Genomic DNA, 15,060 nt, shown 5'->3' on the forward strand with positions numbered 1-15,060 from the left:
CACCGGCATCAGGCGCTCACCCCCGCTTCGGTGTAGTCGCGGATTGCGCCCAGCAGAATTTCTTCCTGGTAGGGTTTACCCAGATAGTGGTTCACCCCCAGTGACAGCGCATGGTCGCGGTGCTTCTTGCCGGTACGCGAGGTGATCATGATGATCGGAATCTCCCGCAGGCGATGACTGCCGCGGATGTTGCGCGCCACCTCGAAGCCATCCATACGTGGCATCTCGATATCCAACAACATCACATCCGGAATCACGTCCTGCAGCTGAATAATGGCATCCTGGCCGTCTTTGGCGGTGATCACCCGGTAGCCCTCCCGCTCGAGGAAGCGGGTGGTCACCTTGCGCACGGTTACCGAGTCGTCCACCACCATCACCAGCTTCTGCGCCTGCGGTTCTTCGCGGCCACCGGTGGCGGCTATTTCCTGCAGCAGCGGTGTCTCCGGGCGCGCCAGCAGCGCGGCGTGCTTACGCAACAACGCATGAGCGTCGAGAATGACCACCACAGTACCGTCACCGGTCACGGTGGCACCGGATACCCCCTGCACCGTCGCAAACTGCGGTCCGAGACTTTTTACCACAATCTCGCGACTGCCCATGATCGCGTCTACCTGCAGTGCCATCGCGGTGTTTTCTGAGCGCACCAGCAGTACCGGCATCTGCATGTCTTCCACCGCCAGTCGCGGCTGCGCACTGGACTGTAAAAGACTACCGAAATAGTTCACCTGGTAGGGTTCACCGGCGTACTCGAAGCGCGCCTCCGGGGTGCGATAGTAGTGCTCCAGCTCAAACGGGCTGAGCCGCACGATACCCTCAATGGTGTTCAACGGTAGGGCGAACAGGTCGTCCCCCACTTTTACCATCAGCGCGCGATTGACCGACACGGTGAACGGCAGGCGCACCACAAATTCCGTGCCCTTGCCGGCCTGGGAGCCAATGGTAACGCTGCCGCCAATTTGTTTGATCTCTGCAGACACCACGTCCATGCCCACACCGCGGCCGGAAATCTGTGTCACTTTTTCCGCAGTACTAAATCCCGCCTGCAGGATGAATTGCATGATCTCATTGTTGGACAGCTCGGCGTCCGCGCGCATCAGACCGCTCTCAATGGCCTTTTCACGCACCCGCATCAGATTAATGCCGGCGCCGTCGTCGCTGATGGTGATGACCACCTCACTGCCTTCCCGCGCCAGCGCCACGGCAATGCGACCGCGCTCCGGTTTGCCGGCGTCGCGACGTTGCCGCGGCGGCTCAATACCGTGGTCAACGGCGTTGCGCAGCATATGTTCAAGCGGCGCCACCATGCGCTCCAGCATCGAGCGGTCCAGTTCGCCCTCCACATTGGAGAACACCAGATCCACTTGTTTGCCGAGTTCGGCGCTTACCTGACGCACGATACGGCGCAGCCGCGGCACCAGGCGCGAGAAAGGCACCATGCGGCTGCGCATCAGACCTTCCTGCAATTCCGTGTTTACACGCGACTGCTGCAGCAACAGCGTTTCCGTATCCCGCGCCTTGTTGCCCAGGGTCTGGCGCAATTCCAGTAAATCCGAGGTCGATTCCAGCAGCGAGCGCGACAATTGCTGAATAGACGAGTAGCGGTCCATTTCCAGCGGGTCGAAGTCCACGTCCTGTTCCGCCAACTGCTCCTGGCGGAAATGGATCTGAGCTTCGGTTTCCTTGTCGAGGCGACGCAACTGCTCGTTTAGACGGCTCAGAGTCGAGTCCATCTCATCGAGGGCAAGACCGAACTCCGACACCTGCTCTTCCAGGCGCCCGCGGGAAATCGACGTTTCCCCGGCGAGGTTGACCAGCTCTTCCAGTAATTCGGACGCGACCCGCACCATTTCCTGGGGTTGGTTGCGGGGCTGCCCACCGCCGTGTTCACCGACATTTTTCGACTTGCGTACAAACGGCAGCACATTGCTGGCGGGAGCCTCGACAGGTACCGGTACAGAGGCTTTTTCGATCACTTCCACCGGCGGTGCATAACTGTCGTCGGCGGAGGCCTCTGGTGCGTCTTCTATCTCGATCGGTGTGCTCTCTTCGGCGACCGGTAGCATCGGGAGCGGCTCTTCCGCCGGGGCCGCGTCCTCCGCAATCTGCCCGTCCGCCCAGCGGGTTTCCAGCAGTGCACAGAAAGGCTCGAGCGCCTCACCGCCCATCCAGCCGCGCACGGTGTCCACACCGGCTGCCAAGCGGTCGTAAATGCGATGAGCATCGACGAAAAAGGCCGTAGACGGCGAGCTGCCGCTCGGAAGATTTTCGATCACGGTTTCAAAGCGGTGCGCCACTTCGCCGAGTCCCATCAGCGCCGCCATACGCGCGCCGCCCTTGAACGTGTGCAGCACCCGCTTGAGCGCCTCCGGCGCCGTTTGGTCTTCTGGCGACTGCTCCCAGTTCTGGATCAGCTCCTCCAGTTCGTCCATCAGATCGCCGGCCTCCTCAAGGAAGACTTCCACCACGTCCGGATCGACATCGGCGAGCATGGCCGCACTGACGTCGTTACCCGCCTCCAGCACAACGGTTTCCGGAGCGCGCGGAGTCGGCGCAGTTTCTGCCACAGGCGCGGATTCAGACTCCGCGGCTTCGCTGCCGACGCCAGCCTCTGCGCCAGCGAATTCGATACCGCCCGCAGCGGCGGACACACTGTCGTCAAACTCGCCCTCGCTGTCGGCGGGCAGCGCAAGGGCAATCTCTTCAGCTGCCAGCGGAGCCGCAATACCCGTTTCCTCTGCCAGCAGATCGTCAAAGTTCAGATCCGCGAGCAGTAGCTCGTCATCTTCACCGGCGGCAGTCACTGCCGCCACATCAATTTCGGCCTGGGTTTCAACCTCGGTTTCGACTTCGGTCTCAACGTTAGCTTCGGTGGCAATAGCGGCGTCCGCGACGACAATATCCTCGTCGCCGAAGCTGAACTCGCTGCTGTCGATGCCGTATTCCGCGAGGTCAATATCCTCGTCACTGACACCGTCGTCGCCCTGCGCGAGATAGCGCAGCGCTTCACCCACCACCTCGCTCACTGGCGGCAGATCCGTAGACGCGGCTACCGCATCCACCAGATCCAGCAATTCATTGTGCCCCTGCTCCAGTGCCGCCCACAGCGCGGGCTCCTCCTCCAGGTGGCCTTCAATCACCTGGCGGTATACCGCCAGCAATAACTGCGACAGTTCCTGCAATGCGGGCAGCTGCGCCTGACCGGCAGCCTGCTGCAGCACATCCAGCTCCTCTGCCACCGGCAGCAGAATGGATTTGTCACCTGGATGCTGGCGCCATTGATTCAGCATCTGGTCCGCATCCAGCAGCACCTTCATACCGTCGGCCATGATGACCGCCAGCAACTGCGGATCGACCGCTTTCGGCTCGTTGGCTTCGCGCTCGCGGATCAGGTGCCCCACCGCGCGCTCCTGCAGCTCGGCGACCCGCGCGAGGTACTGCTCGCTGCGCTCCACAAACAGCGGTTCGCCACCGTAGATCTGGTTGAGCACGCTTTTTACATAGCTGGCGGCGTCGCTGATCAGCTCAAAGATGTCGCTGTCGATCGCCACCTGATAGGTACGCAACTCCTTCACGAAGCGCTCAAGCGGTGCCATCAACTCTGCCACCGGGGTGACTTCCGCCATGTGTGCGGAGCCTTTCAGAGTGTGCAGTGCGCGGTGCAGCGGATCAGAGGGAATACCGTAGACCGGCGCGGCAAGCTCCATTTCACTCAGGAATTCAGCCACGGTGGACAGATGGGTCTCCGCCTCCTGGGCGAAGATTTCCCACAGTTGGGCGTTGTCGTCGATATTGTCGTCGGCATCGTCAATGGATTCGGCGATTTCGGGCACCGCGATGCCCGGTTCCGCCAGCAGCGCCTCGGGCACCTCTCCCTGAGACAACTGCGCGGCCCAACCTTCGAGTTCGGCGGTGCGCGCCGGCTCGGGATCCCCACTCTGGGTGCGGAAGCCCTCCACCATGGATGGCAGCTTGGCTATGACCTGTTGAATCAGCAGTACGTGCGCCCGCCCGGGGGAAACGGTTTCGTCGAGCACCCGGTTCAGCATGTTCTCCACCGCCCACGCCAGCTCGCCGATCTCCAGCGCCTCCACCATACGACCCGAGCCCTTCAGGGTATGGAAGCCGCGGCGGAATTCCACCAGCGCGTCGCGATTGTCAAAGTTCGCCGCCCACAGCGGGAAGTAGTGATCGATGGTTTCGAGCACCTCACCGGCTTCTTCGAGGAAGATCTCAAGAATTTCCTCGTCGATAATGCTGGTGTCATCGTCGTCTTCCAGCACCGCGGAGGCGGCCGCAGGAATTTCGGGCGCGGCTGCTACTGCGGCGGTTTCCTCAGTGGCGTGCTCAGAAACGTCAGAAACGTCGGCGGATTCGCCGGTCGCAAACCAGCTCTCTTCCAGCAGCAGCGAAGAATCCTCGCCGGGCGCGATGGCGGGCTCTGCGCCGGTCTCTGCGAGCAGCGACGCGGAGAGCCCCACAAGGGGATCTTCGGCGGTGTCCACAGAGGCAGGTTCGGCTGCGGGAATGTCGTCTTTTACGGATTCGACATCGTCGAGATCGAGACTGAATTCAATATGATCGGGCGCGGCCGGTTCTTCATTATCTGCCGGCAGATCCAGCTGCACATTGGCCGCAGCGTCGTCAACCGAATGCTCATCGAACGCAGAGGCACCGAAACCGTACACCGCGGTACCGGCGTCTTCGAATACCAGCTCTGCAGCGCCTTCAGCGGTACCGTCTTGTACAACCGCGTCTTGCGACTCAATCGCGCCCTCGCCGTTGGCGACCGCGTAGCCAAGTGTCGCTACACTGTCTTCCGCCAGCGCCAGCAACATGTCCGCGTCCTCTATGCCATCGGCGCGGCGCTCAAGGTAGTACTCAACGCTGGTCACCGCGTCGGCGAGAGTGTCCAGCAGCTTCCAATCGGGTTGGTCACCGGCGCCTATCAAGCGCTCGTCGATATAGTTTTTGCACGCCCCGACAATTTCCGCCGCACGCTGGTAGCCCACCATATCCAGGCCACCACAAACCTCCTGCAGACGCTTTGGCACCAGCGACAGATGCCCGGCATCCCAGTGGCTGGCGATGTACTCGACCACGGCTTCCTTCACGGTTTCGAGACCGATACGAGCCTCGCGCAGCACACGGGCAGTGGCCTCCCCCATCAGCGGCGATTCACTGTCGTTGCGTCGATCGCGCTCCACCACGGCGGCGAGACCGGAATCCAGCTGCACCAGCTCCGCGGCGGCCTGCATCAGCAGTTCGTCGGGGTCAGCACTGCGCGAGGCGTCGCGCAGATGTTCGTAGATGGCACGGGCGCGGGTGCGCTGGTTTTCCAGACCCAGCACGCCCAACGTGTCCGCGATGCGCTTGGCAACGATGGCGGTATCCGACAGCGACGCACGCTCACCATTGGCAATGCTCGGGTCTAGTGCTTCGCGTACATTGGCGAGCTCTTCGCGCAGGGCTGCCACGGCAGTGCCCATGGCTTCAGGGCCCATGGCCAGCGCGTCCTCGGTATCCGGGCGCGGGGTGCCCGGCACCGCGCGGTCGAGCGCAAATTTCCGATACAGCGCGGTGGCGCGCGGGCCATTGGGGCCGGAGAGATAGACGTAGAACAGCAGGTTGCGAATCAGATCCTGATCCGGACGGGCATCCAGCACCCGTGCGCCCTGACCGCTGAGCAATCGGAACTCCACGTCGATGCGGCGCAGCAGCTGGCGCAGCGCCGGCAATACGGTGAGTCGGTGGTCGGCAATGCCTTCGAGCAGGCCGCGCAGGATTTCCCACAGGTGCTGGCGCTGGCTGCCGCTGTAGAGCAGCGCCATCTTTTCGCACACTTTATTGAGATAGGCGATGCTCTCGCCGCTGTTGACGTCGCGAATCAGGGATGCGGCGGCCACGTGGTACATCTTGCGCAGCTTGGCCACCAGCTCCTGCAATTTGGCGTTATTGCCAAGCAGCGGCTGCCGCGCACCCTCGGCAATGGCCAGTGCGGACAGATCCGGTGCGAACAGCGCACCTTCGGTGATCAGGCGCTCGCGGCGTACCGCACGCAGGTCGTTCAGCAGGGGCAATAACAGCACCGCGTTGTCCCGGCGCTGGAAGGCGATTTTTTCCAGATAGAGCGGCAGTTCCAACAGCGCGCGCATGAGGAACTCGCGGGTTTCATCGCTGTTTTCCACGTCGCCACTGGCGAGGGCGTGTACCAGCTGCTCCATTTCTTCGGCAAGCATGGCAGCGCCGGAGAGCTCCGCCATGTGCAGGCTGCCGTGAACCTGGTGGATAAGGCCCAGGCAATTTTTCAGCAGCGCTGAACCGTCGGCAGAGGCATCAGTTGCAGAGGAATCCGAGGCAAAGGTTTCCAGTTGCTGGCGCGCGAGGGCCAGCGTCTCGTTGATTTCGCCTATCAGCCAATCCAGGGCCACAAAATTGGGATTGTCGCGACTCACGCCAGGTCCTCGGTAATTCAGTTTGCTCGCTGGCAGGGGCTAGAAATTGCTTACTCTGCGCGCCTGCTGCTCTGCACCTCCCCCGCACCTGCGGGCCGCGGGGAGGTCCGCTTTTCGTTATCAGTATCTGCGGTCGCTCAGGCCATCGCCCGGTCGCTGCGCTCTTCCGCGGTGAGCATATCGAGCTCGTCATCTGCGGCCTCGTCGTCCAGCATCGGGAACTCCTCCGAGAGCTGGGCCAGGTCGCCATCGTACAGCTCACCATCAGCCTCCACTTCGTCACTGCTCGGCAGTTTGAAGCCGGCAACGGAGTCGCGCAGAGCGGAAGCGGTCTGGGCCAGATTACCAATGGACTGGGCGGTGGCCTGGGTACCGGCGGAGGTTTGCGAGGTAATCTCCTGAATCACGTTCATCGTGTTGGAGATGTGACCTGCGGAAGAGGCCTGCTGGCGTGCCGCGTTGGAAATGTTCTGAATCAACGACGCGAGGTTGGTGGATACCGTTTCGATCTCTTCCAGGGCAACACCCGCGTCCTGCGCCAGACGGGCACCGCGCACCACCTCGGTGGTGGTGGATTCCATCGACACAACCGCTTCGTTGGTATCAGACTGAATCGCTTTTACCAGGCCTTCAATCTGCTTGGTAGCCGCTGCGGAGCGTTCCGCGAGGCGCTGAACCTCGTCCGCAACCACCGCGAAACCGCGGCCCGCGTCGCCCGCCATAGAGGCCTGGATCGCCGCGTTAAGAGCCAGAATGTTGGTCTGGTCGGCAATGTCGTTAATCAGGCTTACGATGTCACCGATCTCCTGGGAAGATTCACCCAGTCGCTTGATCCGCTTGGACGTGTCCTGAATCTGCTCGCGAATGGTATCCATGCCCTTGATGGTGTTCTGTACCACCTTGGCGCCGTTGCTCGCGATCTGTACCGAGCGCTCCGCTACCTGGGCAGATTCGGCGGCGTTGGCAGATACCTGGTCAATGGTCACGGCCATTTCGTTCACCGCCGCGGAAGCGCCGGCAATTTCCTGGGCCTGGTGTTCGGATGCCTCGGCCAGATGCAGGGCGGTCTGCTGGGTTTCCTGGGACAGGGACGACACTTCCTGCGCCGCGCCGTTGATTCGGCTTACCAGTACGCGCAGCTGGTCGATGGTGTAGTTGATGGAGTCCGCAATCGCACCGGTGAAGGCCTCGGTTACGGTGGCGGACGTGGTCAGGTCACCGTCCGCCAGGTCCGCCAGTTCGTCCAGCAGCTGCATAATCGCCTGCTGGTTGCGCTCGTTGGTCTCGGATTCTGCGCGCAGGCTGCGGCGGGTGCCGGAGAACGCCTGGATCATCATCACGAAGATCAACAGTACGAAGACGGCGGCAACGATAAAGATGGTCTGGTTGTTGGGCTGGCGCTCGCCGGACAGGCCGCCGATACGGTCGTTCAGTACAGACAGGGCTTCCAGCAATTGCGGCGAGGAGGCCGCAATACCATCCGCCGCCTGGCGGGTGGCGAACAGTGCCGGAGTGGCTTCGAAGATTTCGCGCACGGAGGAGCTTACGAACTCAAACAGCTCGGTAATTTCATCCAGCGACTCGCGCGCCTCAGTGTCGGTTACGCGGGAAATACCCATCACCACGTCACCGCCCTTCATGCCTTCAACCACTTTACCGAACAGACTGGCATCGGTGTTGAACTGGTCCGCGGCAGATTCCGCGTCGTCACCACCGCGCAGCATCTTGTCGATGTTCCGGCCGATACGCTCGGCACGCCATACCTGCAGCTGGGCCTGCTCCACCTGGTTGGCCGGGGCATTGTTGGCCAGCAGGATTTCCACGATATTGTTGTGCTCCGCCTGCAGCTCCGGCAGCGAGTCGTTCAGGGTGCTCGCCACATCGTTCAGGAAGATGATCGAATCCTTGTTGCCGATAATGGTGTCGGCCTGCTCGCGCATCTGCCGCCACACCTGGCCGTAGACCGCCAGCTCCTGCTCCAGGGCGCGCTTACTGCCCTGATCCATACCCTGCAGCTCGTTCCATGTCGCGGCCATCTGGTTGACCACTTTTTCCAGGTCGGCGAAGGCCTGCTCATCACCGGCAGTAGCGGCCGGTGCGTAGGACACCATCTGGTAGGATAGAGCGCGCAGTTCCGCGACATCTTCCTGGTAACTCTGGTCCCGGTCGCCGTAGCTCTGCACCAAGTAGATGCTGACGATCAGTCCCGCCAGTGTGGCGAGTACCAGCAAACCCATAAACAGCGCGGCAGGGTTACTGCGCAGCGCGGAAAATGAACTCTGGGAGCCTGTTTTCATAATTTACTCCTGGCGGACCTGTGCCCAAGGCCAAATTCTTGTTATTACCACTTTCGAGACCTCGCGGCCTCACATCCCCTTTCACCCAACGTTGTGGGTACCCCAAAACGGCGCTTGCCGACGACGGGTTTTGTGCGGTTGAGTAGCCTGAGCCACCCACTGCAACCGGTTTGGCGCACACATTGCGCCCCACCTCAGTGGCACCCGGATCCAGAGCGGTCTGAAACAGGAGTGCCCGAAAACAGAAAACCGCCGCTCAGTGAGCCGCGGCATCCGCAAATTGAAAATCGTTGACCAGGGCCTGCAGGTCAAATACCAGCCAGCGCCCCTGCTGCAATTCAAACTGGCCGCTGATCATGGGCGCAAAGGAGTCGGTGAGATCTGCCGGGGGCAGTTTGCCGAATTCCAACGCGAGGTGTTGCATACCGTGAAGCTCGTCGACAATCAGGCCGACATAGAGTTTTTCCTGCTCCAGCACCAGCACCCGGCGGCGCTGACGCGGACTGGTCAGGTGTCCGCCGAAGAATGCCGCCAGATCGATCAGCGGAAGCAGGCGCCCGCGCACGTTGGCGACCCCGCGTACCCAGGGCTGAACTCCGGGAATAAAGGTGTACTGAGGTACTTCCAGCAGTTCCACCACGTCTTCCATGGAGGCAACGAAGCGCTGCCCCAGGATCGAAAATCCGATGCCCGTCCAGTAGGGCTTGACCTCCTGGCGGGCGGGCAGCCCCTTTGACTGTGCTTTTGCACGGTTGGCAATATCAACCAGCGCAAGATAGGGGGTAAGTGTTGGTTGCACGGGCACTCAACGTCGGCCTCAGGCCAACACCTCCTCAATAGTGCCGAGCAGTTTGCTCTCGTCCACAGGCTTGGTCAGATACGCACGCGCGCCCTGGCGCATGCCCCACACACGGTCGGTATCCTGATCCTTGGTGGTCACAATAACGATGGGAATACCACTGGTTTCCCCGTGCTTACTCAGCTGGCGGGTGGCCTGGAACCCATTCAGCCCCGGCATGACGATATCCATCAGGATTACGTCGGGACGCTGTTCGCGGGCAACGCCAACACCGGCTTCGCCGTTGGTGGCGGTCAGTACGGAGTGGCCATTCTTCTCAAGAATTGTGGTCAGCTTGTGAGTTTCAGTTGGCGAATCATCGACGATAAGCACAGTGGCCATCATTTCCCCCGAGATGGTGTTTCCGCCTGCGGCATCGCTCTTTTGCCCGGCGGTTGTTGTTGGTACCGATCGCGCTCAAAACTATCGGGCGCGACCACACACTTTGTTATTTGGTGCTAACTTTCTTAACTTTCCTGCCCTTCTATGAGTGCGCAGCACATCGAGAAGGGCAGACGCGATAGTCTACGCCATTTTCGCGGAAAGTATCACACTCGCGGAGAGATCCATCTCTCAGGCAGCGTGGTGCGGTTTGGCGTGTGCAGAAATCGCGCCCAGCAGCTCACTCTTGCTGAACGGCTTGGTGAGGTACTGATCACAGCCCACCACGCGTCCCTTGGCTTTGTCGAAAAGGCCATCCTTGCTCGACAGCATAATGACAGGCGTGCTGCGGAATTCGCTGTTGTTCTTGATCAGCGCACAGGTCTGATAGCCGTCGAGTCGCGGCATCATGATATCTACAAAAATGATGTCCGGACGCGAATCCGCGATCTTTGCCAGGGCGTCGAAGCCGTCAGTGGCGGTAACCACCGTACAGCCCGCTTTCTGCAGCAGCGTCTCCGCGGTGCGACGAATGGTTTTACTGTCGTCGATCACCATCACGGTGAGACTTTCCCAGTTGAGCTCCATAGTGTGTTCCCAAGTCCCCTTTACTTATTTTTAAGACACGCTGCTGATGCATTCATGCCTTTATGTGCAACCTCTTGACGGGGTCTGATCGTCGCTGCGTATGGCCGCGGCCGGCGGGCGCAGATCAGGGGGAAACTTTTATCACAGATACCACAGTGAATCTAGCGACGGCCGGGGTGTACGGCAGGCAATGATTAATTTGTGAGCAAGACCGCAGTTCCACCCGATGACATTGCCACACACGAGCTTGCAGACCTCGCCCGCTGCTCTTACCTTTGCCACCAGACACATTCAGAGGCAGACTCTGAATTCTCCCCCGCGACCGCCGGCATTTTCTCCAGGCTTGGCAATCCGGTCGCTTCGGATTCATCACAGCAGATTCAGCATACGGAAACCGGTATGAGCCAGACTCTCGGCGTGGTCATGGACCCCATCGCCAACATCACCTACAAAAAAGACACCACCCTCGCCCTGCTGCTGGCAGCCCAGCGCGCAGGCTTTGAATTGCAGTATTTTTTGCAGTCCGACCTGTATCTCGACGGCGGCAAGCCCATGGGTAACGGTTCGCCACTACAAGTGTTCGAAGACCCGCAAAACTGGTTCACACTCGGTGAGCGCCGGCCGGTGGAACTGGGCGAACTTGATGTAATTCTGATGCGGGTCGATCCACCCTTCGACAATGAGTACATCTATTCCACGTATATTCTCGAAGCCGCCGAGCGCGCCGGCGCCCTGGTGGCCAACAAGCCCCAGTCGCTGCGCGACTGCAACGAGAAAATCTTCGCCACCCACTTCGCGGACTGCATTCCGCCGCTGATCGTCAGCCGCGACATGCAACAACTGCGCGCCTTCCACACCGAGCACAAGGACGCCATTTTCAAACCCCTCGACGGCATGGGCGGCACCGGCATTTTTCATGTCAAACCAGAAGGCGGCAATTTAGGGGCGATCCTGGAAACCCTCACCGACAACGGCAAGCGCCAGATCATGGGCCAGCGGTATATTCCCGAAATCAAGGACGGCGACAAGCGCATCCTGATGGTGGATGGAGAGCCGGTACCTTACTGTCTGGCGCGCATCCCCCAAGCGGGGGAGACCCGCGGCAACCTGGCCGCCGGCGGCCGCGGCGAGGCGCGCCCACTGACCGCGCGCGATCTTGAAATCGCCCGCAAAGTCGGCCCCACGCTAAAGGAAAAAGGTCTGTTGTTTGTGGGCCTGGATGTGATCGGCGACTACCTCACCGAAGTCAATGTCACCAGCCCAACCTGTGTGCGCGAAATCGACACCGCCTACGGCACCGACATCGGCGGACTGTTGATGCGCGCCATCACAGACCGGCTGGCCAAAAAGGGATAAACTGGCGCCTGTCGTCACGCACGGTAGCAACGACCGCAGCCTCCGATAACAAAGCAGCAGTATAGCAATAACCACAATGACCGCAGCCGCCAGCCAACTCCATACCAATCCGGGCGTCAGCACGACGCCCCCCAGCCAGGGCGACCGCTTTACCTTTGCCCTGTTTCTGGCCTGCGCGCTGCACGCACTGGTGATCTTTGGCGTGGCCTTTAGCGCACCCGAAGCGAAAGAGGCCCCGCCTACCCTTGAGGTCACTCTCGCCCAGCATCGCTCCCTGGATGCCCCAGAAGACGCCGACTATCTGGCCCAGCACAATCAGCAGGCGAGCGGCACCGCCGAAGCCCCTAAAGAACTTTCCACCGACCGCCAGGCGGAAATGGCCGACACCAGCATCCGCCAGGTCAATCCGCTGCCCCAACAGCAAGCCGCGCGCCCTGCGGACCAACTGCGCCAGCTGATCACCACTGTCGGCGACAGCCCCGAGCAGGCGCCGGAACTGCCGGCGGAAGACAAGCGCTCGGAAGAAAAGCGCGGCGACGCCCCCAGCGACCTGCCACCCACCAACCCCGAAATCGCCAGCCTGCAGGCGCGCCTCGATAAAATTCGCCAGACCATCGCCCAGCGCCCGCGGGTGCGCAGACTCACTTCGGTCGCCACCAAGGCCGCGGCAGACGCAGCGTATCTGCACGACTGGCGCCAGAAAGTGGAGGCCATAGGCAACGACAACTTTCCCGAAGAAGCGCTGGCGCGCCAGATCACCGGAGACCTGCGCATGATGGTGCGACTACTGCCTTCCGGCGCGGTGGAGGAAGTGGTAATCCTTGAATCCTCCGGCGAGCGCATCCTCGACGACGCCGCCCAACAAATCGTGCGTCTCGCCGCGCCCTTCGCGCCCTTCCCACCGGAAATCCGCAAACAGGCCGACCGTCTTGAGATCATCCGCACCTGGCGCTTTGAAATGACTGGATTTTCCACCGCCGCCGAGGACACCCCCGGCCGCGGCTGATCCGCGACCTTCACGCATATTCACCGCACCCGCGGCAGCGAAACAGCTAAACTAAGCCCCATGCATTTTAAACATCCGCAGAACCTCGACAGCGACCTCACCCACAACAGCCTGCGCGGCCAGTTCCTCATCGCCATGCCCGGCATGCAGGACCCGCGATTCAAGCAGGCGGTGACGTTCATCTGTGAGCACAGCAGCGAAGGCACCATGGGCATCGTCGTCAACGCGCCGAGCCGCATTACCTGGCGCGAGGTGTTCAGCCAGCTGGAGCTGGAAGACGCCAGCCTGCGCGGTCAGGAACCGGTACTGGTGGGCGGCCCCGTGGCACAGGAACAAGGATTTGTACTGCATGGGCGCGGTATGCAATTCGCCTCCACCGCCGAGGTTTCCGACGACATCAGCCTCACCGCGTCAAAAGACATCATCGAATCCCTCGCCGCCGGCCGCGGCCCGGACGATGTGCTGTTGGCACTGGGCTACGCCGGCTGGGGCCCCGGGCAACTGGAGCAGGAAATCGCCGAGAACGCCTGGCTGACGCTGCCGGCGGAACCGGAAATTCTGTTCGCCACGCCCATGGAAAAGCGCTGGCACACCGCCGCCGCACGCCATGGAATCGATCTGTCTGGAATAAGCTCCCAGTCTGGTCACGCCTGAACACCGACATCACCTGAACACCGACAACAAACGCACCCGACAAACCTCTTTCCCATGAGCAAACCCTTCACCGTCCTCGCCTTCGATTTCGGCACTAGCTCCATTGGCGTCGCCTACGGCCAGAGCCTCACCGGCAGCGCCCGCGAGCTGGATCCGCTGCGCGCCAAGGACGGCCAACCAGACTGGAACAAGGTGCAACGCCTGGTGGACGAATGGCAGCCGCGACTACTGCTGGTGGGTCTGCCGCTCAACATGGACGGCAGCGAGAGCGAAATCGGCGCGCGCGCGCGCAAGTTCGGCCAGCGCCTGCACGGCCGCCTCGGGCTGCCGGTCGAGTACGCCGACGAGCGCCTCAGCACCCACGCCGCCAAGGAGGAGGCCCGCGGGCGCGGCCACCGCGGCCATTACGCCAGCGACCCGGTGGACTCCATCGCCGCGCGCATCTTCCTCGAGGACTGGCTGCGCCAGTACAGCGGTCAGTAATCCCGCGCGCAAACTGGTAAACTTGCGCGCGAATTCCCAACCACGACAGTCCCGCGCATGTCCGATTCCCCCGCAAACCACACCATCCGCAAGATCCGCATCGCCACCCGCGAGAGCGCCCTCGCCCTGTGGCAGGCCAACTACGTCAAACAACAGCTGGAGCTGCACCACCCCGAGCTCAGCGTGGAACTGCTGCCATTGACCAGCCGCGGCGACCAGCTGCTGGATATTCCCCTCAACAAGGTGGGTGGCAAGGGCCTGTTTGTAAAAGAACTTGAGAAAGCCATGCTCGACGGCCAGGCCGACATCGCCGTGCACTCAATGAAGGATGTGCCGATGGAGTTCCCCGCAGGCCTGCACCTGCCGGTCATCTGTGAACGGGAAGATCCCCGCGATGCCTTTGTGAGCAATCACTTCGGCTCTATCGAAGCGCTGCCGCAGGGTGCGGTGGTGGGCACCTCCAGCCTGCGTCGCCAGTGCCAGCTGCTGGCGGTGCGCCCGGACCTGCACGTGAAGTTCCTGCGCGGCAACGTCAACACCCGTCTGGCCAAACTGGATGCCGGCGATTACGACGCCATCATCCTCGCAGCTGCCGGCCTGCTGCGCCTGGAAATGCGCGCGCGGATCGCCGCCTATATCGAACCGGAAGTGCTGCTGCCCGCCGGCGGCCAAGGCGCCGTGGGCATCGAATCCCGCCGCGACCCGGCGCTGGAAGCGCTGCTCGCCCCCCTGCACTGCGCCGATACCAGCATCCGCCTCACCGCCGAGCGCGCCGTAGTGCGCCGCCTGAACGGTGGCTGCCAGGTGCCCATCGGCAGTTACGCGCTGCTCGACGGCAACGGCGGCCTCCACCTGCGCGGCCTGGTGGGCAGCCCCGATGGCGCCACCATGCTGCATGCGGAAGTGCACGGCGATGCGACAGAGGCCGAAGCCCTCGGCATCCGCCTCGCCGAGCAACTGCTGCAGGCCGGCGCCGACGAAATTCTCGCCGCGATCTGATTGCGC

Annotated in this window: 10 protein-coding genes; 5 read left to right on the forward strand and 5 right to left on the reverse strand. The window is 61.8% G+C overall.

Going from position 1 to position 15,060, the window contains the following annotated elements; all coding sequences use genetic code 11:
* Nucleotides 1-8 precede the first annotated feature (8 nt).
* The 5 genes from GNX18_RS12515 to pilG form a co-directional block, all read right to left on the reverse strand.
* Nucleotides 9-6,452: an Hpt domain-containing protein gene (locus GNX18_RS12515; RefSeq protein ID WP_166218518.1), complete on the reverse strand. Its 6,444-nt coding sequence runs from the start codon at nucleotides 6,450-6,452 to the stop codon at nucleotides 9-11.
* A 137-nt stretch (nucleotides 6,453-6,589) separates the two neighbouring features.
* Nucleotides 6,590-8,749, reverse strand: a complete 2,160-nt coding sequence (locus tag GNX18_RS12520) for a methyl-accepting chemotaxis protein (protein WP_138235210.1) — start codon at nucleotides 8,747-8,749, stop codon at nucleotides 6,590-6,592.
* A gap of 256 nt (nucleotides 8,750-9,005) precedes the next feature.
* Complete coding sequence (locus tag GNX18_RS12525; protein ID WP_138235211.1) at nucleotides 9,006-9,548, reverse strand: chemotaxis protein CheW; 543 nt, start codon at nucleotides 9,546-9,548, stop codon at nucleotides 9,006-9,008.
* Nucleotides 9,549-9,566: 18 nt separating this feature from the next.
* Nucleotides 9,567-9,929: a twitching motility response regulator PilH gene (pilH, locus tag GNX18_RS12530; RefSeq protein ID WP_138235212.1), complete on the reverse strand. Its 363-nt coding sequence runs from the start codon at nucleotides 9,927-9,929 to the stop codon at nucleotides 9,567-9,569.
* Between the two features lie 231 nt (nucleotides 9,930-10,160).
* On the reverse strand, nucleotides 10,161-10,556 hold the full coding sequence (gene pilG, locus GNX18_RS12535) for a twitching motility response regulator PilG (RefSeq protein ID WP_105102769.1): 396 nt from the start codon (nucleotides 10,554-10,556) through the stop codon (nucleotides 10,161-10,163).
* 399 nt (nucleotides 10,557-10,955) lie between these two features.
* Here pilG and gshB point away from each other — a divergent pair, with 399 nt between their 5' ends.
* The 5 genes from gshB (at nucleotide 10,956) to hemC (ending at nucleotide 15,054) form a co-directional block, all read left to right on the forward strand.
* Nucleotides 10,956-11,912, forward strand: a complete 957-nt coding sequence (gene gshB / locus GNX18_RS12540) for a glutathione synthase (protein ID WP_138235213.1) — start codon at nucleotides 10,956-10,958, stop codon at nucleotides 11,910-11,912.
* Nucleotides 11,913-11,988: 76 nt separating this feature from the next.
* Nucleotides 11,989-12,918, forward strand: a complete 930-nt coding sequence (locus GNX18_RS12545; protein WP_166218520.1) for an energy transducer TonB — start codon at nucleotides 11,989-11,991, stop codon at nucleotides 12,916-12,918.
* A gap of 60 nt (nucleotides 12,919-12,978) precedes the next feature.
* Nucleotides 12,979-13,572: a YqgE/AlgH family protein gene (locus tag GNX18_RS12550; protein ID WP_138235215.1), complete on the forward strand. Its 594-nt coding sequence runs from the start codon at nucleotides 12,979-12,981 to the stop codon at nucleotides 13,570-13,572.
* 54 nt (nucleotides 13,573-13,626) lie between these two features.
* A complete protein-coding gene (gene ruvX, locus GNX18_RS12555) occupies nucleotides 13,627-14,055 on the forward strand; it encodes a Holliday junction resolvase RuvX (protein ID WP_138235216.1) in 429 nt (142 codons plus the stop codon).
* 57 nt (nucleotides 14,056-14,112) lie between these two features.
* Entirely contained in the window at nucleotides 14,113-15,054 is a 942-nt protein-coding gene (hemC, locus tag GNX18_RS12560; RefSeq protein ID WP_166218522.1) for a hydroxymethylbilane synthase, read from the forward strand.
* Nucleotides 15,055-15,060: the final 6 nt, after the last annotated feature.

This window comes from Microbulbifer sp. SH-1 (genome assembly GCF_011326135.1).
Lineage (GTDB): Bacteria > Pseudomonadota > Gammaproteobacteria > Pseudomonadales > Cellvibrionaceae > Microbulbifer > Microbulbifer harenosus.